This is a genomic window from Streptomyces sp. IBSBF 3136 (genome assembly GCF_036815105.1).
In the GTDB taxonomy this organism is placed as follows: domain Bacteria; phylum Actinomycetota; class Actinomycetes; order Streptomycetales; family Streptomycetaceae; genus Streptomyces.
Genome location: NZ_JAJSZC010000090.1, coordinates 1 through 15,989, shown reverse-complemented (window position 1 = coordinate 15,989; position 15,989 = coordinate 1). Strand labels below are relative to the sequence as shown.

Here is a 15,989-nt window from a genome sequence, read left to right as displayed (position 1 = left end):
CTCTGCCCTGTCTGCACTCCGCGCGCCGGGGCAGACGGGGCAGGGAAGGAAGTTCTCACGAGAGGAATCCACCCATGCTCGGCATAGGCGCGGCAGTATTGTTCTTCATCGCGTTCCTCATCAACGCGGCGAACATCAGCACCAACGACACGTTCTCCTCGGTCAACGTCATGCTGCTGGGCCTGACCGCGCTGGCCCTGCACGTCGCGGGGATCGGCTCCACCTGGTCCCGCAGACGGTGAACTCGTCGGCGCGTCCCGGCCGGTGACGTCCTGTCACCGGCCGGGACGTGCCGTGTCGGGGGCCTGCCCCCAGGCCATCACCATGCCGGGGCCGAGTTCGGCGAGGTCCGGCGAGGCGAGGTAGGCCAGCGCCTCGTCGACGACGGAGGCGTCCACCAGCCCGGTCGCCTCCAGTTCGGGACGCATCCGGCGCCAGGTCTCCGCCCAGAACCGCGCGAGGGGGCCGCCCGCGACCATGGGCGGGCAGTGCAGTTCGGCGGCGACGTCGCGCAGGCCCTCCTCCCGCAGGAAGCGCGGGTAGGCGGGGACGGACGACGTATCGGTGCCGATCGTCGACCGCAGCGCCCGCCACATGGCGTCCATGGTGCGCCGGTAGGCGGAGCCGAGCTCCGCGACGTCCGGCACCTCCACCGCGTCCCCCAGCACCAGCCGGCCGCCCGGGTCCAGCCATGCAGCGAGCCGCGAGACGAGCCGGCGCCGCTCGGGCAGGTGCATGAGGACGAACCTGGCGTGGATCAGGTCGAAACCGCCCAGCTCCAGGTCCTCGTCCGTGATGTCGGCGGTGACCACGCGCAGCCGCGGGTCCGTCAGGGCGTCGAGGCCGCTCGTGTCGCGGTCGAGGGCGACCACCTGCTCGACGTCCGCCTCCTGGAGCAGCCAGCGCACCACGGTTCCGGTCCCGGCCCCCACTTCGAGGCACCGGCTGCCCGGACCCACGCCGAGAGCCCGCAGCCGGTCGGTCGTGAAGGGGTCGTAGACCAGCGCCGCGGCGTCGATCCGCGGGGCCTCGGCGGGATCGTCCGGTTCGAAGAGATCCTGTCCGTAGTGGCCCTCGCGGGCGGCTCCGCCCGAGTCGGCACCTCTCGACGCCATGATCGCTCCCTGCCCGTCGAAGCCCGGCCGCGGCCTTCCGGCGGCCCACTCCAGACTGCACGGTGCGCGCCCGTCGCACGCGCCGTCACGGCCGTTCGACGGAGCCGATCGCGCGCAGCATCGCGAAGGCCCGCCGCAGCGGCGCCGGTCCGGCGTCCTCGATGCCGGCCGCGCGGCGTGCCCGACGGGTCCGCAGCACCGCGCGCACCGCGGACAGGGCGGCGCACGCGATCACGGCGGCCTGGAGGTCGGCGTCGGGCGTGTCCGCGGGCAGTCTGCGCCGCACCAGGACGGTGAGCCGCTCCTCGAAGTCGGAGAACGCCTGCACCAGGCGGGTCGTGATGACGTTCTCCAGGTCCTCCACCGGGTGCCCGAGGGCGGTCAGGGTGGAGGCGGAGAAGGGCTCGGCCGCCGCCAGCAGCGCGTTGCACACCGCGTCCAGTGGCTCCTCGTCCGCGGGACGCTCGGCGAGGGCGTTCTCCACGTAGGCGAAGATCTGAACGCCGTCCGGCAGCAGCAGCGCCTCCTTGCCGTCGAAGTAGCGGAAGAACGTGCGCACGGAGACGTTCGCCTGCGCGGCGATGTCGGCGACCGTGGTGCCCTCGAACCCCTGTTCCCGGAACAGCCGGGCCGCCCCTTCCAGCAGCAGGCGCCGGGTCTCCTCCTTCTTGCGTTCCCGCAGTCCAGCGGGGGTGATCTCACTCGGCATGGGGCGAGCCTCCCGCTCCGGTGTCACGACTGTCAATCGACACGCGTGCCATGTCACGGTGGGAAATGGCACTGGTGCCAATTGTCATGTGTGCCACTTGGCTCTAGCATGCGTGTCACCCGTGACACTTTTCCTGGAGGCGACGTGCCCCGACTGACCCGGCTACTCCCCGCGCCGCCGGACGGACGCGCCGTAGCGCGCCAGAGCCCCCGGGCCGCCGAGGGGCAGGGCGGACTCGGCCGCCTCGGCGGCTTCTGCGCCCGGCACCCGGCGGCGGTCGTGGCCGCCTGGTTGCTGGTCCTCGCCGCAGCCCTGGCCGGACGGCACCTCACCGCACCCACCTTCAGCGACCAGGTCAGCCTGCCCGGGACCGCCTCCCACACCGGCGCCGACCTTCTCTCCCGCTCCATGCCCGAAGCCGGCCGGCCCAGCGGCCTCGTCGTCCTCCACACCGACACCGGCACCGTCGCCGACCACCGGTCCGCGGTCGACCGCACCCTCGCCGACCTGCGCGGCCTGCCGCACGTCACCACCGCCTCCGCGCTCGTGACCAGCGACGACGGCCGCACCGCGTACACCACCGTGTCCTTCGACGAGCAGTTGAAGAACCTCGGTCACGCCTACACGGCGCGCCTCGACACGGCGACCGGGCCCGCCCGGGCCGCCGGCGTCGGCGTCGCCTACGGCGGCGACCTGGAACAGGTGGTCCGGGAACCCGCCGACGACAAGCTCAGCGAGGGCATCGGCGTCGTCACCGCCCTCGCCATCCTGCTCCTCGCCTTCGGCAGCGTCCTCGCCGCCCTGCTGCCCCTGGGCACCGCGCTGATCAGCGTCGGAGCCGGCCTGGGCATCGTCGGCATCGTGGCCGGCACGATCTCCTTCGCGACCTCCGCCACGACCCTCGCGGGCATGATCGGCCTCGGCGTCGGCATCGACTACGCCCTCTTCCTGACCACGCGGTTCCGCCAGGACCTCATCGACGGGCACGAACCGGTCGAGGCCGCCGCCCGCACGGCCCGCACCAGCGGGCGCGCCGTCCTCGTCGCCGCCCTGACCGTCGCCGTCGCCATGCTGAGCCTGTACGCGTGCGGACTCAGCTTCATCGGCAAGATCGGCCTGGCCGCCACCCTCGCCGTCGTCGTCACCGCCGCGGCCGCCCTCACCCTGGTACCGGCCGCCCTCGGTCTAGTCGGCAGGCGCGTCGACACGCTCCGGCTGCGCCGCCCCGTCGCCGAGAGCACGGGGGAGCGGGACGGCTGGCACCGCTACGCCGCCCTCGTCGCCCGCCGCCCCTGGACCTTCCTCGCCGTCGGAGTCGCCGTCCTCGGCCTGTGCTCCGTACCGCTGCTGTCCCTGCGGCTCGGCCACGTCGACGCGGGCGCCGACCGGCCCGGCAGCAGCACCCGCACCGCCTACGACTGGATCGCGGACGCCGGCGGCCGGGGCTTCGGCAAGGGCGCGAACGGCACGGTCGTGACCGTGGTCGACGTGAGCGGCGCGCACACGCCGGCCGACCGGATCTCCGCCGCCGTGACCTCCGCGCTGAAGGACACCCACGGCGTGGCCTTCGTCGCCCCCGTCCGGCCGAGCGCCGACGGCAGGATCCTCGTCACCACCCTCACCCCGGCCACCGGCCCCCAGGACGCCGCCACCGCCGACCTGCTCCACACCCTCACCGGGCACACGCTGCCCAAGGCGCTCACCGGCACGGGCGCCCAGGCCTACCTCACCGGGAGCGTGGCCGGGCAGGCCGACTTCCGGGCCACGGTCGGCCACCGGCTGCCGATCGTCGTCGGCATCGTCCTGGTGCTCGCCTTCCTGCTGCTCATGACCGTCTTCCGTAGCGTGGTGATCCCCCTCAAGGCCGTGGTCCTCAACCTGTTCACCACGGCCGCGTCCTACGGCGTGCTCGTCGCGGTCTTCCAGTGGGGCTGGGGTGACGCGCTGCTGGGACTGTCGGAGCCGGTGCCCATCGAGTCGTACGTGCCGATGATGATGTTCGCGATCGTCTTCGGACTCTCCATGGACTACGAGATCTTCCTGCTGTCCCGGATCGCCGAGGCATGGCACCGCACCGGCGACAACCGGCTCGCCGTGGGAGAGGGCCTGTCCGCGACCGCGCGGGTCATCTCCGCCGCCGCCTTCATCATGACCGCGGTGTTCCTCTCCTTCACGGCCTCGCCGACCGTGGTCGTGAAGATGCTCGCCCTGGGACTGGCGATCAGCGTGATCGTCGACGCCACGGTGGTACGCCTCGTCCTCGTGCCGTCCGCCATGTTCCTCATGGGCAGGGCCAACTGGTGGCTGCCCCGGCGGCTCGACCGGATCCTGCCGGACCTGCACGCCTGACCGGGACGGCCGCCGCCCCCGGGGGCCCGCCCGCCGTGCCGCCCGGCCGTCGCACGCCGGCACCGCCTGACGCCCCGCCCCGCCCCGAACCGACCGACCGATCAGGAGTGAGTGACCACGTGACACCGAACCGCCGACGAACCATGCGCGTCCTGGCCGCCGCGGCCGTGGCCCTGGCCACCGTGACCTGCGCGACCGATCTGCTCGTCGAGCACAGGACCGAGGAACGGGTGGCCGCCCAGGTCGTGCGCCGGCTGAAGCCGCACGGGCCCGTGCACGCCTCCCTCGGAACGCCGCTCGCGGGGCTGCGCACCCTCGGCGGTGAGGTGGGCGACGTCGAGGTGAGCGCCGCCGACGTGCACCGTCAGCACACCGTGGTGGACGTGACCGTGCGCCTGAAGGGCGTCACGACGGACGGGGACAGCGCCGGTGGCAGCGCGACCGCGACCGTCGGATACGACCAGGTGGCCCGGCGCCTGGGCGCGCTGGGTGACGGCCTGACAGCCGCCGGGCAGGACGGGGACCTGGTCCTCGGCGGAACCGTCGGCCGCCTGGGTCTGCCGGTCACCGTGCGGGCCGGGCTGTCCACCGGGTCCGGCGGGTTCACCGTCACGCCCACGACGGTGGACGTCCTCGGCCGCAGCGTGGCGGTGACGGACCTCGACGCCCTTCCGGCCGCCTCGGGGCTGCGGGACCGGCTGAAGCCCCGGACCGTGGCCGTCACCGGCCTGCCGCGCGGGGTGGCGCTGACCTCGGCGCACGCCACCGAACGCGGCCTCGCGCTCGACTTCTCGATCGCCGCGGGCCCGGCACCGGGCCGGGCCGGGAAAGCCACCTGACCACCGAAGAGATCGGGCGGCGGCCGAGAAGAGCGGGCGGCGGGAGGGACGGCGGCCGGGAATCATCCGAGCGGGCCACCGGTTGCACACTACGGCGTGAGGGGCCGTCGACCGGCCGCTCGCCGACAGACACGAGGCCGAACGAACCGATCGGCCGGCGCGTCGCCAGACACGCCGGACCGTGGTCCAGCACGAGGGAGCGACCGATGACAGTGGGAACCGAGCGAGCCGTACTCGCGGGCGGTTGTTTCTGGGGCATGCAGGACCTGATCCGCCAGCAGCCGGGTGTGGTGGCGACGCGCGTGGGATACAGCGGTGGCGACACGCCGAACGCCACCTACCGCAACCACGGCGACCACGCCGAGGCCATCGAGATCCTCTTCGACCCGACGGCCACGAGCTACCGCGACGTCCTGGAGTTCTTCTTCCAGATCCACGACCCGACCACCCGCGACCGCCAGGGCAACGACATCGGGCGCAGCTACCGGTCCGCCATCTACTACGTGGACGAGGAGCAGCGCCGCGTCGCCGTGGACACCATCGCGGACGTCGAGGCGAGCGGGCTGTGGCCGGGCAAGGTGGTCACGGAGGTCGAACCCGTGGGTGACTTCTGGGAGGCCGAGCCCGAGCACCAGGACTACCTGGAGCGCTACCCGAACGGCTACACCTGCCACTTCCCCCGGCCGAACTGGAAGCTGCCCCGCCGGGCCTCCTCCGAGACGGTCTGAACCCGGCTCGGTCCTGGCCGGCCCGGCCGGGATCGGGCCCGGACCGGCCCCGCACCGGTGAACGCCTGCTGACGGCGCCCGCCTCGCCCCTCACCGGGTGAGGCGGGGCCGCGGGGCGGGCGCGGCGGCGAGGGCCGGTTCGCGCACCATGAACACGTCGACCGCGTCCTGCGTCTCGACCCTGAACCCGTGCCGCTCGTACACCTCCGCGCCGGACTGCTTTGGAGCACGTTCAGCCGGACGAGGGCGCCGTCGCGGTCGCACCGCTCCAGCAAGCCCCGCAGCACGGCCCCGCCGATGCCGCGGCCCTGCGCGTGCGGTGCCAGGTAGAAGTGCTCGAGCCAGTGCGCGTCCTCGGCCGGCCGCAGTGACACGCAGCCGGCGAACGCGCCGCCCACCTCGATCACCCAGGTGGGCGCGGGCGCGAACCCGTCCCGCAGCCGCCGGCGCACCCGGTGCTCGTCGTACCGCCCGAGCCGCTCCGGATCGGCCCGCAGCACCACGGCCCGCAGTTCGGCCACCGCCCCGACGTCCGCCTCCGACGCCGGCCGGATCCCCCGGTCCACCATGATCGACAGGCTGTCTCCCGAGTTCATGCCGCCCGGCGCGGGCCGTTGCCTCGCCGCGCGGGTGCGTGGAGAAACGGGAACGTGTGCCCGCGTATTCGGTGAAGAAACAGATCAATTCGAGTGAGTGTTCGCCCGATCACCGGGCACCAGGAGCAGCGGAGGTTGATAACTATGGTTCCCCTGCTTCTCGTTCTTCTTCTGGCCCTGATCCTCTTCGGCGCGGGCTTCGCGCTCAAGGCGCTGTGGTGGATCGCGGTCATCGTACTGATCGTCTGGGTGCTCGGCTTCGTGATCCGGTCCGCGGACAGCGGTGGCCGTAGGGGCCGTTGGTATCGGTGGTGACACCGGCGGCGTCAGCCGCCGGCAAGGGGTGGGGGGGGGGGGGGGGGGGGGGGGGGGGGGGGGGGGGGGGGGGGGGGGGGGGGGGGGGGGNCCCCCCCCCCCCCCCCCCCCCCCCCCCCCCCCCCCCCCCCCCCCCCCCCCCACCTCCATGTACGCCCTCGTCCGCGCGCTCCCTGCCCGGCTCGTTGTCAGAGGGGTATGTCAGAGTCTGCGCATGCTCGATATCGCGGTGCGGACGCAGGACGGGGAGCGGCGCGTACGCGTGACCGCCGAGGAACTTGCCGGACTGGTCCGGCGTACAGGCGCTGAAGGCGACCACTTCCTGGTGCTCCAGCGGATACCCGACCTGCCCGACGTCTTCGCCCAGGTCTGGCACGAGACCGGCGGCGACTACCAGTTGGAGTACCGCGACGGTGCCGCCGACCGGCACTTCCAGGCGATGGTCGGCGCGACCGAGGAGGTGATCGCCGTCCTGACCGGCTGGGCCCGTCAGGCGCCGGGCTGGCAAGCGGGGCCGAACTGGGCGCCGTTGGACATGGGCCCCGTGCCCGAGGTGCCGCCGCTCGACCTCGACGACGCCGAGCGTGCGGAACTGGAGCAGCGCGTGCGCCTGGAACTGGCCGGTGGCTACGCCTCCCGCGACGAACTGGCCGAACTCGCGGAGGAGTACCTCGTGACGACGGACCGCCGTCCCGTCTCGCGAGAGCAGGCGAGGGTGCTCGCCGACCGGCTGTGGCTCGAGCGTGTCGCGGAGCAGGCCGCATGGCAGGGGGAGACGGACCCGGAACGCCTCACCCGCGCCTTCACCGCCCTGGCGGAGACCGGCGTCACCGCCCGCGAGAACTTCACCTGCTGCCGCAACTGCGGCCAGTCGGAGATCGGCGCCGAGTCCGAGCCCGGCGCCCGCGGCTTCGTCTACTTCCATTCCCAGTGCACGGAGTCCGCGGCCGAGGGTCGGGGACTGATGCTCCTCTACGGCGGCTTCGACAACTCCGCCGAGACCACCGCGGCCATCGGCCACGAGGTGGTGGCCGCCCTCGAAGCCGCCGGCCTGCGCACCGAATGGGACCACGACCCGTCCCGGGCCATCACCGTCACACCGCTGGACTGGCGGCGCCGCCTGGTCGGCTGACGCCCGCCGTCCTCGTCGGGCGGCCAAGTCGGGCACACCGTGGAGCGGTTCAGGACACCTCGCGTGCACCCGGAGCGTCCAAGGTGGCCGGCTAGAACACGGCCCGGACCTCTCCCACCTCCCGTCCGCCGCCCAGCAGCGGCACACGGCCGACGCGATCCGTCACCGGTGCCGTCACACCGGACAGGCGCAGCGCGCGCGCCAGTGCCGGGCGGAGGGCGCGGACGGCTCCGTCGTCGATCTTCAGGGCCAGCGCGCGGCCGTCGGGGAGCGCGAGGCCCTGGACCGCCTCGGCGCCCACCTTGGACAGGGCGCCGGGTATCTCCCGCATCAGCCAGGTGTCGTGGCGGCGGGTGCCCGCGACGAACTCGGGATGGGCTCGCATGGCGTCGGCGACCCGCCGTTCGGGCGTACCGGGCGCGGCGAGGACGAAGGAGCGGAAGGCGCGGGCGAGGCCGGTCAGGCTGAGTGACATCAGCGGGGCCCCGCAGCCGTCGGTGCCGACGGCGCTCACCGGCTCGCCGGCCGCTTCCTCCAGAACCGTCCGGATGAGTTGCTGGAGCGGATGGGCGGGGTCCAGGTAGGAGTCCAGCGGCCAGCCCCGTCGCGCGGCGGCGGCGAGCATCGCGGTGTGCTTGCCCGAGCAGTTCATGGCCACGCGGTCGGGCCTCTGCCCTGCCGCGAGGTAGGACTCCAGTTCCTCCTGGTCCAGGGGGAGGGAGGGCGGACACTTCAGGTGCTCGGGGCTCAGCCCGTGCTCGTCGAGCATCGTGCGCACCAGATCGCGGTGGAAGGCCTCACCGGAGTGGCTCGCGGCCGCCAGGGCCAGCCGCTCGCCCGCGAGCTCCAGACCGGCCCGCAGCATGCCCGCTGCCTGCATCGGCTTGTTGGACGAGCGCGGGAAGACCGGGGAGGTCACGTCGCCGAGGGCCAGTTCCACCGAGCCGTCGGCGGCGAGCAGCACCAGGCTGCCCCGGTGCCGGCCCTCGACGAATCCGGAGCGGACGACCTCGGCGAGGACCGGGTTGGTGACGGTGGCGTCGACCATGGCGGACTGGGGCATCGGCGGTGACCTTCCGTGCGCGGGTCGGGCCGACCTGTCCGGCCGGCCGCCCCGGGATCGCCGAAGCCGCCGGTCAGGTGGTCAGGTCGGCCACCTGGACTTCGGCGCCACGGTACCGGCGGTGGACGCGCGCGCCGCAGCCCCCCGGCCGGGAATGCCCGCGGGTCCCCTGTGGTTGGAAGGACCGTGGTGGTGAAGGGGACAGTGTCCCCGGGCCTCATCCTCCGCCCATGAGGACGATCGTTCGGCTGAAGCCTCATGGCGCGCCTCGCCGCGAAGGCGTTGACCGCCCTTCACGACCACGTAGTCCGTCGTACGGCCCGGCCGGGTGTCCGGCCGCGACCGCCGACATGAAGCGGGAATACCGGAGCACACCGCCCGGTTGAGAGCAGTAGATGACATGCCCAGATCAATGATTGGGCGTGAAGGGAGGACCTCATGGCACGCAGCACCGCGCGTCCCGTCGTCAAGCTGAAGTCGACGGCCGGGACCGGCGTCACCTACGTGACGCGAAAGAACCGTCTCAGCGACCCCGACCGGCTCGTCCTGCGCAAGTACGACCCGGTCGCCGGCCGGCACGTCACCTTCCGCGAGGAACGCTGAACCACGCCGTCCGCCCCACCGGGCGGACGGCACCGAGGAAAGAAGCACCATGAGGTCTGGCATCCACCCCGCATCCCGGCCCGTCGTCTTCCGCGACCGCGCCGCCGACGCGCTCTTCCTGATCCGCTCCACCGCCACGTCGTCCAAGACGTTCGTGTGGGAGGACGGCGTCACCTACCCGCTGATCGACGTGGAGGTCTCGTCGGCCGGCCACCCCTTCTACACCGGCACCGCGCGCGTCATGGACAGCGCCGGCCGCGTCGAACGCTTCGAGCGCCGCTACGGCCGCCCGGCCACCCCGCGCCCCTGACCCCGGCGCATACGAGCACGAGGAGCAGCCCGCCATGAAGGTACGCAGGTCACTGCGCTCACTGAAGTCGAAGCCCGGCGCCCAGGTGGTGCGCCGCCGCGGCACGGTCTTCGTCATCAACAAGAAGAATCCCCGCTTCAAGGCGCGCCAGGCCTGACACCGCGCGCCGAGAAGGCGACCGGCCCGGTTCCCCCCTGCCCTGGGGAGGCGGGCCGGTCCCGCGTCCGCGGGGCCGGACGAGGCCACCGGGGACACCGCTTCCACCGCCCCGGCCGCCCGGCGGCGGGCACACCGGTCGCCGGACGCCGAGCCCCAGTGCTACAACAGGGGAATGAGCGGACGCTCCCGCCGGCCATGGAGGCGAGCGGCGGCGCAGCCCGGCACGCGGAGATCGTCCGAGCCGTCCCGTCGCCCGGGACCGTGGCCGTCGGCGGGCCGCCGCCACAGCACGTCGTCCCTCAGCGTGCGCACGCTCGCCGCCCAGGTCTTCCTGCTCCAGGCCGTCATCGTGCTGCTGGTGGTCGCGGCCTCGTCCGCGGCCCTCGTACTGCAGGGCCGGTACGACGGCGCGCACAACGCCGCCGACCGTTCGCTGGCCGCCGCGGAGGCGTTCGCCCACGCGCCCGGAACGGCACTCGCCCTGCAGACGCACGCCACGGCACAGCTCCAGGCGGCGACGGAGCAGGCGCAAAAGGGCTCCGGCGTCGACTTTTTGAGCGTCCTGAACAGGGACGGCGTCCGCATCGCCGACACCGACTCCTCGCTGGTCGGCACCAAGGCCACGGGCCTCGGCCGCGCCACCGCGGGGGAGTCGTTCACGGAGCCCTTCAACGGCCGGCCGAACGACGCCGTACGCGCGGTCGTCCCCGTGATGGACGCCGGCAGACGGGTGATCGGCATGATCGCCGCCGGAATCCAGTTCGAGACCCTCGGCCATGTGCTGGACAAGCGGCTGCCGATACTGCTCGGCGCCGGCGCGGTGGCCCTCGTCCTCGCCACCGCCGGCACGGCACTGGTCAGCCGGCGGCTGCTCCGGCAGACCCGCGGCCTCGGCCCGGCCGAGATGACCCGGATGTACGAGCACCACGACGCCGTGCTGCACGCGGTGCGCGAAGGGGTCCTGATCATCGGCGACGACGGACGGCTGCTGCTCGCCAACGACGAGGCCCACCGACTGCTCGGCTTCCCCGGGACCGCCGACCAGCGGCAGGTCACGGACCTGGGCCTCGGGCCCGCCCTGACCCGCATGCTGGTGGCGGGGGAGGCCGCCTCCGACGAGGTGATCCGGGTCGGGGACCGGCTGCTCGCCGTGAACATACGGCCCACCGCGCCGTACGGCGGCGCACCCGGCCTGGTGGCCACCTTCCGCGACACCACCGAACTGGCGGCGCTGTCCGGCCAGGCCGAGGTGGCGCGGGGCCGGCTGGCGTTCCTCTACGAGGCCGGCACCCGGATCGGCACCACCCTCGACGTGGAGCGCACGGCCGAGGAACTCGCCGAGGTGGCGGTCCCGCGCCTGGCGGACGTCGTCACCGTGGAACTCCTCGACTCCGTGCTGCGCGGCGAGGAGCCCACCGGCGCCGTCCACCGGATGCGGCGCACCGCGCTGCGCGAGTCGCGGACCGGGCACCCGCTGCAGCCCGTGGGCGACCTGATCCGGTTCGTGGTGGCCGACACCCCGATGGTGGCCGCGCTGCAACGCGGCAAGGCCGTCCTGGTGCCGGACCTGCACACCGCCCAGGACTGGCGGGCCCAGGACCCGGAGGGAGCGCGACAGGCGCTGGAGTACGGCATCCACTCGCTGATCACCGTCCCGCTGCGGGCCCGCGGCGTCGTCCTCGGCATGGTGAACTTCTGGCGGGACGCGGGCAACCCGCGGTTCGAGGACGAGGACATCGCGGTGGCCGAGGAACTGGTCGCCCGGGCGGCCGTGGCGATCGACAACGCGCGCCGCTTCTCCCGCGAGCACGCCCTCGCCGTCACGCTCCAGCGCAGCCTGCTGCCCCTGGACCTGCCCGACCAGGACGTCCTGGAGATCGCCTCCCGCTACCTGCCGGCACGGTCCGGCGTGGGCGGGGACTGGTTCGACGTCATCCCGCTGCCCGGCTTCCGGGTGGCACTGGTCGTCGGCGACATCGTGGGCCACGGGCTGCACGCCGCGGTGACCATGGGACGGCTGCGCACCGCGGTGCTGAACTTCTCCTCGCTCGACCTGGCCCCGGACGAGCTCCTGGGACACCTCGACGAGATGGTGACCCGCCTCGACGGCCAGACGGCCACGGACAGCGACGACCACGCCCCCCTCACCGGCGCCACCTGCCTCTACGCCATCTACGACCCGGTCGCCGGCACCTGCACCCTCTCCCGGGCCGGGCACATCGCGCCCGCCGTGGTGGACGCCCGCGGCACGGTGACCTTCCCCGACGTCCCCCTCTCGCCGCCCCTGGGCGTGGGCGGCCACCCCTTCGAGGCCGGTGAACTGCGCCTTGCGGAGGGCAGCCGGCTCGTCCTGTTCACCGACGGCCTGATCGAGGACCACGGACGGGACGTCGACGAGGGCCTGGCAGTCCTCCGCTCGACCATCGGCCACGCCGGCCAGACACCGGAGGACACCTGCCGCGCCCTCATGGAGACGATGCTCCCCGAGCACCCCAGCGACGACGTGGCGCTGCTGGTCGCCGAGACCCGGCTGCTCGACCCGTCCCGCGTCGCGACCTGGGACGTGCCGTCCGAGGTGCGGGCGGTCTCCGAGGTGCGGGCGGACGTCAGCCGCCGCCTGGACGCATGGGGCCTGCAGGACAGTGTGTTCAGCACGGAACTGATCCTCAGCGAACTCCTCACCAACGCCGTCCGCTACGGCGCCCCACCGGTGCGGGTCAGGCTGCTGCTGGGCACCACCCTGGTCTGCGAGGTGTCGGACGGCAGCAACACCTCACCCCGGCTGCGGCGCGCGGCCACCACCGACGAGGGAGGCCGCGGCCTGTTCCTGGTCTCCCAGTTCGCCCACCGCTGGGGCACCCGCTACGCCCCGCAGGGCAAGGTCATCTGGGCCGAGCAGACGCTGGACCAGAGCCCGGAACCGGACCCGACCGCACTGTTCGACGCCATGGCCTGGTGAGACCGCAAGGTCGCGCACCGACACACGAACCGGGAGGAGGCCCGCGATGGCGACGCTGTTGTCCGTCAACGTGGGAATGCCCAAGGACGTGCCCTGGCACGGACGAACCGTCCACACCGCCGCCTGGAAAACCCCCGTGCAGGGCCCGCGCACGGTGCGACGGCTGAACGTCGAGGGCGACGGGCAGGGCGACCTGGCGGGCCACGGGGGCGAGATGCGCGCCGTCCTCGTCTACCAGGCGCAGTCCTACGCCTACTGGCGCGAGCAACTCGGCCGCGACGACCTGACCTTCGGGATCTTCGGTGAGAACTTCACCGTGGACGGCCTGCCGGACGACGAAGTGTGCATCGGGGACCGGTACCGCATCGGCGACGCCGAGTTCGAGGTCAGCCAGCCCCGGGTCACGTGCTACCGCGTCGGTATGCGTCTGGGCGAACCCGCCATGGCCTCCCTCCTGGTCGCCCACCACCGCCCCGGCTTCTACCTGCGTGTGATCACCGAGGGCCGTGTCCGGGCGGGTGACGACATCGTCCTCACCCGCAGGGGTCCGGAGGAACTCAGCGTCGCCGACACCGACGCGCTGCTCTACCTCCCCGACCGCGACCCGGCGCGCCTGCGCAGGGCCCTGAACATCCCCGCCCTCAGCCCCGGGTGGCAGCAGTCCTTCCGCGAACTCGCCGCAGCCTCGCCGCCCCCCGAAGGACCCGCACGCACGGGCTTCCGGCCCATGCGTGTCGCGCGCATCACCCCCGAGACCCCCACGGTGTCGTCGATCCACCTCACCACCACCGACGGCAGCCCCGTGCCCCAGGGCCGCCCCGGCCAGTACCTCTCCCTCCGGCTCAGCACCGGCGACGGCACCCCGGCCGTGCGCAGCTACTCCCTGTCCGCCACGCCCACGGCCGACTCCTACCGGATCAGCGTCAAACACGAGCCGCACGGACACGTCAGCGGCTACCTCCACGCCACGCTGCATCCCGGAGACCTGGTCGACATCGCCGGCCCCCACGGCACGTTCCTCCTGCGCGAAGGCAGCCGCCCGGTCGTCCTCGCCTCCGCCGGGATCGGTGTCACGCCGGTGCTCGCCATGCTCCACCGGCTCGCCGCCGACCAGGACCCCCGCCCCCTGTGGTGGATCCACACCGCCCACGACCGCGCCCACCACGCCTTCGCGGACGAGAGCCACGCACTGCTGGCCCGCCTCCCCGACGCACACGAGCACCTCTACTACACCGCCGAGACCGTCCCCCACCCCGACCGGCCACCCCAGATCACGGAGGGACGTCCCACCGGCCGGCCACCCCACGACACGGAAGGGCGCCTCACCGACCGGCCGCCGCAGGTCACCGAGGGGCGCCCCACCGCCAGGACCCTCGCGGCCCTGGGCATTCCCGCCGAGGCCGACGCCTACCTCTGCGGACCGACCGCCTTCATGGACGCCCTCGGCGACTGCCTGCGCGACCAGGGCCTGCGCCCCGAGCGGATCCACACCGAACAGTTCGGCGCCCTGCCCGCCGTCAACCCAGGCATCGGCCCCTCCACCGCGGTGCGGCCGCACCAGCCACCCGGCCCACCGGGCCCAGGACCACGCGTCACCTTCGCCCGCAGCGGCATCACCACCGCATGGTCGCCCGCCTACCCCTCACTCCTGGACCTCGCCGAAGCCTGCGACATCCCCACCCGCTGGTCCTGCCGCACGGGTGTCTGCCACACCTGCGTCACCCCGCTCGTGTCGGGCGACATCACCTACGCCACCCAGCCGCTCGAACTCCCCGAGCCCGGAACCACCCTGGTCTGCTGCGGCCGCCCGGCCACCGAAGTGGTCCTGGACCTCTAGCGAACCCCTCGCGGCGCACTCCGGGTGGCGGGCGCTTCCACGACGTCCCCCACGGCCGCCGCATCGACGGCGTCCGGGCCCACCACCTCCGGGCCCACCCCGGGGTCCCCGGCCGAGACCTCCGTACGACCCTTCTCCGTCGCCGCGGACAGCGCGACGAGGGCCGCCACGAGCAGGCCGGCGACCACTGCGGGCGCGGGAGCCCGGGCGGCCGCCAGGACCCCGACCGCCACCACGGGGAACGCGGCCTCGGCGAGCCCGCCTCGCCGGTGCTGCCGGACCCGGAGGGCCCACACGGTGACGAGGAAGATCGCGAGCGGCACGGTGACCGCCGCTCCGGCAGCCGCGGGCGGGGTCTCGGTGCCGCCCGCGACGACATGCGCGTACGCCGCCAGACCGGCCCCCTCGGCGGCGGCCGAGGCGAAGATCAGGTAGTGGCCGTACGCCCAGACGAACCTCTTGCGGTGCGCCCGGTAGTCCGTGGCGAGCAGGGTGTGGGCAGGCCGGGAGAAATACAGCCACCACATGGCGAAGACCATGACCAGGCCGCCCGCCGCGAGCGCGGACAGGGCACCGGCGCCGTGATGCCGGTCGAAGGCGCCGCGCACCGCCCTGGTGGCGGCCGCGACGGACTACCGAGCACGATGAGGGTGAACAGCTCGTACCGCTCACCGATGTGGTGCGGATGCCACGGGGTCATCCCGGCGGACTGCGCCCACACCGGCACGGAGAGCTCGGCGACCACCATCACCAGGATCGACGGCAGCCGCACCGCGGCGGGCATGAACGCCGCACCGATCCATCCCGCCTGGCACACCGTCACCCCGATGGCGAAGCGCAGCGCCGTGCGCCTGCGCCCCGCATCGGAGCGGGCGGCACGCAGCCACAGGGCGGCCAGCGAAGTCCGCAGCACGACGTAGCCGAGCGTGATGACCCGGAGGTCCCCGTCCGCGAACGCCCGTGGGACACCGGCGGCCAGCACGAGGGAGCCCGTGATCTGGACCAGCACCGTCAGCCGGTAGGGCACGTCGTCCGGGTCGTACGCCGACGCGAACCAGGTGAAGTTCATCCAGGCCCACCAGATGGTGAAGAACACCAGCGCGAAGCGCAGCGAGCCGGTGGCGTACTGCCCGGCCGCGACCGCCGAACTCAGACTCGCCGACGCCTCCGCCACCGCGATGACGAAACACAGGTCGAAGAGAAGCTCCAGCGAAGTGGCGGTCCGGTGCGGCTCCCCGGGGTCCCGCCCCGACATGACACCGCCCTGCCCCGGCC

The 15,989-nt window shown here is 73.4% G+C and carries 15 protein-coding genes and 2 pseudogenes; 11 read left to right on the top strand and 6 right to left on the bottom strand.

Annotated elements, in window-relative coordinates; genetic code table 11:
- Positions 1-74: 74 nt before the first annotated feature.
- Positions 75-242 (top strand): hypothetical protein, encoded by a 168-nt coding sequence (locus V7E45_RS20315; RefSeq protein ID WP_333775613.1) that lies wholly within the window; start codon positions 75-77, stop codon positions 240-242.
- 33 nt (positions 243-275) lie between these two features.
- On the opposite strand, the gene V7E45_RS20310 is transcribed toward V7E45_RS20315, so the two are convergent.
- Both V7E45_RS20310 and V7E45_RS20305 read right to left on the bottom strand, forming a co-directional pair.
- Complete coding sequence (locus V7E45_RS20310) at positions 276-1,115, bottom strand: class I SAM-dependent methyltransferase (RefSeq protein ID WP_333775612.1); 840 nt, start codon at positions 1,113-1,115, stop codon at positions 276-278.
- 85 nt (positions 1,116-1,200) lie between these two features.
- Positions 1,201-1,824 (bottom strand): TetR/AcrR family transcriptional regulator, encoded by a 624-nt coding sequence (locus V7E45_RS20305; protein ID WP_333775611.1) that lies wholly within the window; start codon positions 1,822-1,824, stop codon positions 1,201-1,203.
- 144 nt (positions 1,825-1,968) lie between these two features.
- Here V7E45_RS20305 and V7E45_RS20300 point away from each other — a divergent pair, with 144 nt between their 5' ends.
- The 3 genes from V7E45_RS20300 to msrA all read left to right on the top strand — a co-directional run bounded on the left by V7E45_RS20300 (position 1,969) and on the right by msrA (position 5,740).
- Positions 1,969-4,173, top strand: a complete 2,205-nt coding sequence (locus V7E45_RS20300) for an MMPL family transporter (protein ID WP_333775610.1) — start codon at positions 1,969-1,971, stop codon at positions 4,171-4,173.
- Positions 4,174-4,292: 119 nt separating this feature from the next.
- Positions 4,293-5,012, top strand: coding sequence for an LmeA family phospholipid-binding protein (locus V7E45_RS20295; RefSeq protein ID WP_333775609.1), 720 nt, complete (start codon positions 4,293-4,295; stop codon positions 5,010-5,012).
- A gap of 206 nt (positions 5,013-5,218) precedes the next feature.
- Positions 5,219-5,740: a peptide-methionine (S)-S-oxide reductase MsrA gene (gene msrA / locus V7E45_RS20290; RefSeq protein ID WP_333775608.1), complete on the top strand. Its 522-nt coding sequence runs from the start codon at positions 5,219-5,221 to the stop codon at positions 5,738-5,740.
- A gap of 90 nt (positions 5,741-5,830) precedes the next feature.
- Here the strand turns inward: msrA and V7E45_RS20285 are convergent.
- Positions 5,831-6,309 (bottom strand): annotated as a pseudogene (locus V7E45_RS20285) (GNAT family N-acetyltransferase).
- A 171-nt stretch (positions 6,310-6,480) separates the two neighbouring features.
- Between V7E45_RS20285 and V7E45_RS20280 the strand changes: the two are divergent.
- Positions 6,481-6,651, top strand: coding sequence for a hypothetical protein (locus tag V7E45_RS20280; protein ID WP_020937905.1), 171 nt, complete (start codon positions 6,481-6,483; stop codon positions 6,649-6,651).
- Between the two features lie 214 nt (positions 6,652-6,865).
- Positions 6,866-7,783, top strand: coding sequence for a DUF6891 domain-containing protein (locus V7E45_RS20275; RefSeq protein ID WP_333775607.1), 918 nt, complete (start codon positions 6,866-6,868; stop codon positions 7,781-7,783).
- Between the two features lie 91 nt (positions 7,784-7,874).
- Here the strand turns inward: V7E45_RS20275 and V7E45_RS20270 are convergent, their stop codons facing one another.
- A complete protein-coding gene (locus V7E45_RS20270; RefSeq protein ID WP_333775606.1) occupies positions 7,875-8,846 on the bottom strand; it encodes an asparaginase in 972 nt (323 codons plus the stop codon).
- 438 nt (positions 8,847-9,284) lie between these two features.
- On the opposite strand from V7E45_RS20270, the gene rpmG reads away from it, so the two are divergent.
- From rpmG to V7E45_RS20245, 5 genes are all read left to right on the top strand, one after another.
- Complete coding sequence (gene rpmG, locus V7E45_RS20265; protein ID WP_020937902.1) at positions 9,285-9,449, top strand: 50S ribosomal protein L33; 165 nt, start codon at positions 9,285-9,287, stop codon at positions 9,447-9,449.
- A gap of 49 nt (positions 9,450-9,498) precedes the next feature.
- On the top strand, positions 9,499-9,759 hold the full coding sequence (locus V7E45_RS20260) for a type B 50S ribosomal protein L31 (RefSeq protein ID WP_333775605.1): 261 nt from the start codon (positions 9,499-9,501) through the stop codon (positions 9,757-9,759).
- 34 nt (positions 9,760-9,793) lie between these two features.
- On the top strand, positions 9,794-9,916 hold the full coding sequence (ykgO, locus tag V7E45_RS20255; RefSeq protein WP_333775604.1) for a type B 50S ribosomal protein L36: 123 nt from the start codon (positions 9,794-9,796) through the stop codon (positions 9,914-9,916).
- 174 nt (positions 9,917-10,090) lie between these two features.
- On the top strand, positions 10,091-12,877 hold the full coding sequence (locus V7E45_RS20250) for a SpoIIE family protein phosphatase (RefSeq protein WP_333775603.1): 2,787 nt from the start codon (positions 10,091-10,093) through the stop codon (positions 12,875-12,877).
- A 46-nt stretch (positions 12,878-12,923) separates the two neighbouring features.
- Positions 12,924-14,714, top strand: a complete 1,791-nt coding sequence (locus V7E45_RS20245; RefSeq protein ID WP_333775602.1) for an MOSC and FAD-binding oxidoreductase domain-containing protein — start codon at positions 12,924-12,926, stop codon at positions 14,712-14,714.
- Here V7E45_RS20245 and V7E45_RS20240 read toward each other — a convergent pair.
- Entirely contained in the window at positions 14,711-15,322 is a 612-nt protein-coding gene (locus V7E45_RS20240) for a low temperature requirement protein A (protein WP_333775601.1), read from the bottom strand. The two genes, V7E45_RS20245 and V7E45_RS20240, sit on opposite strands and share 4 nt — an antisense overlap.
- An 86-nt stretch (positions 15,323-15,408) precedes the next feature.
- Positions 15,409-15,969: pseudogene (locus tag V7E45_RS20235) on the bottom strand (low temperature requirement protein A); the annotation flags it as partial.
- Between the last annotated feature and the right edge of the window lie 20 nt (positions 15,970-15,989).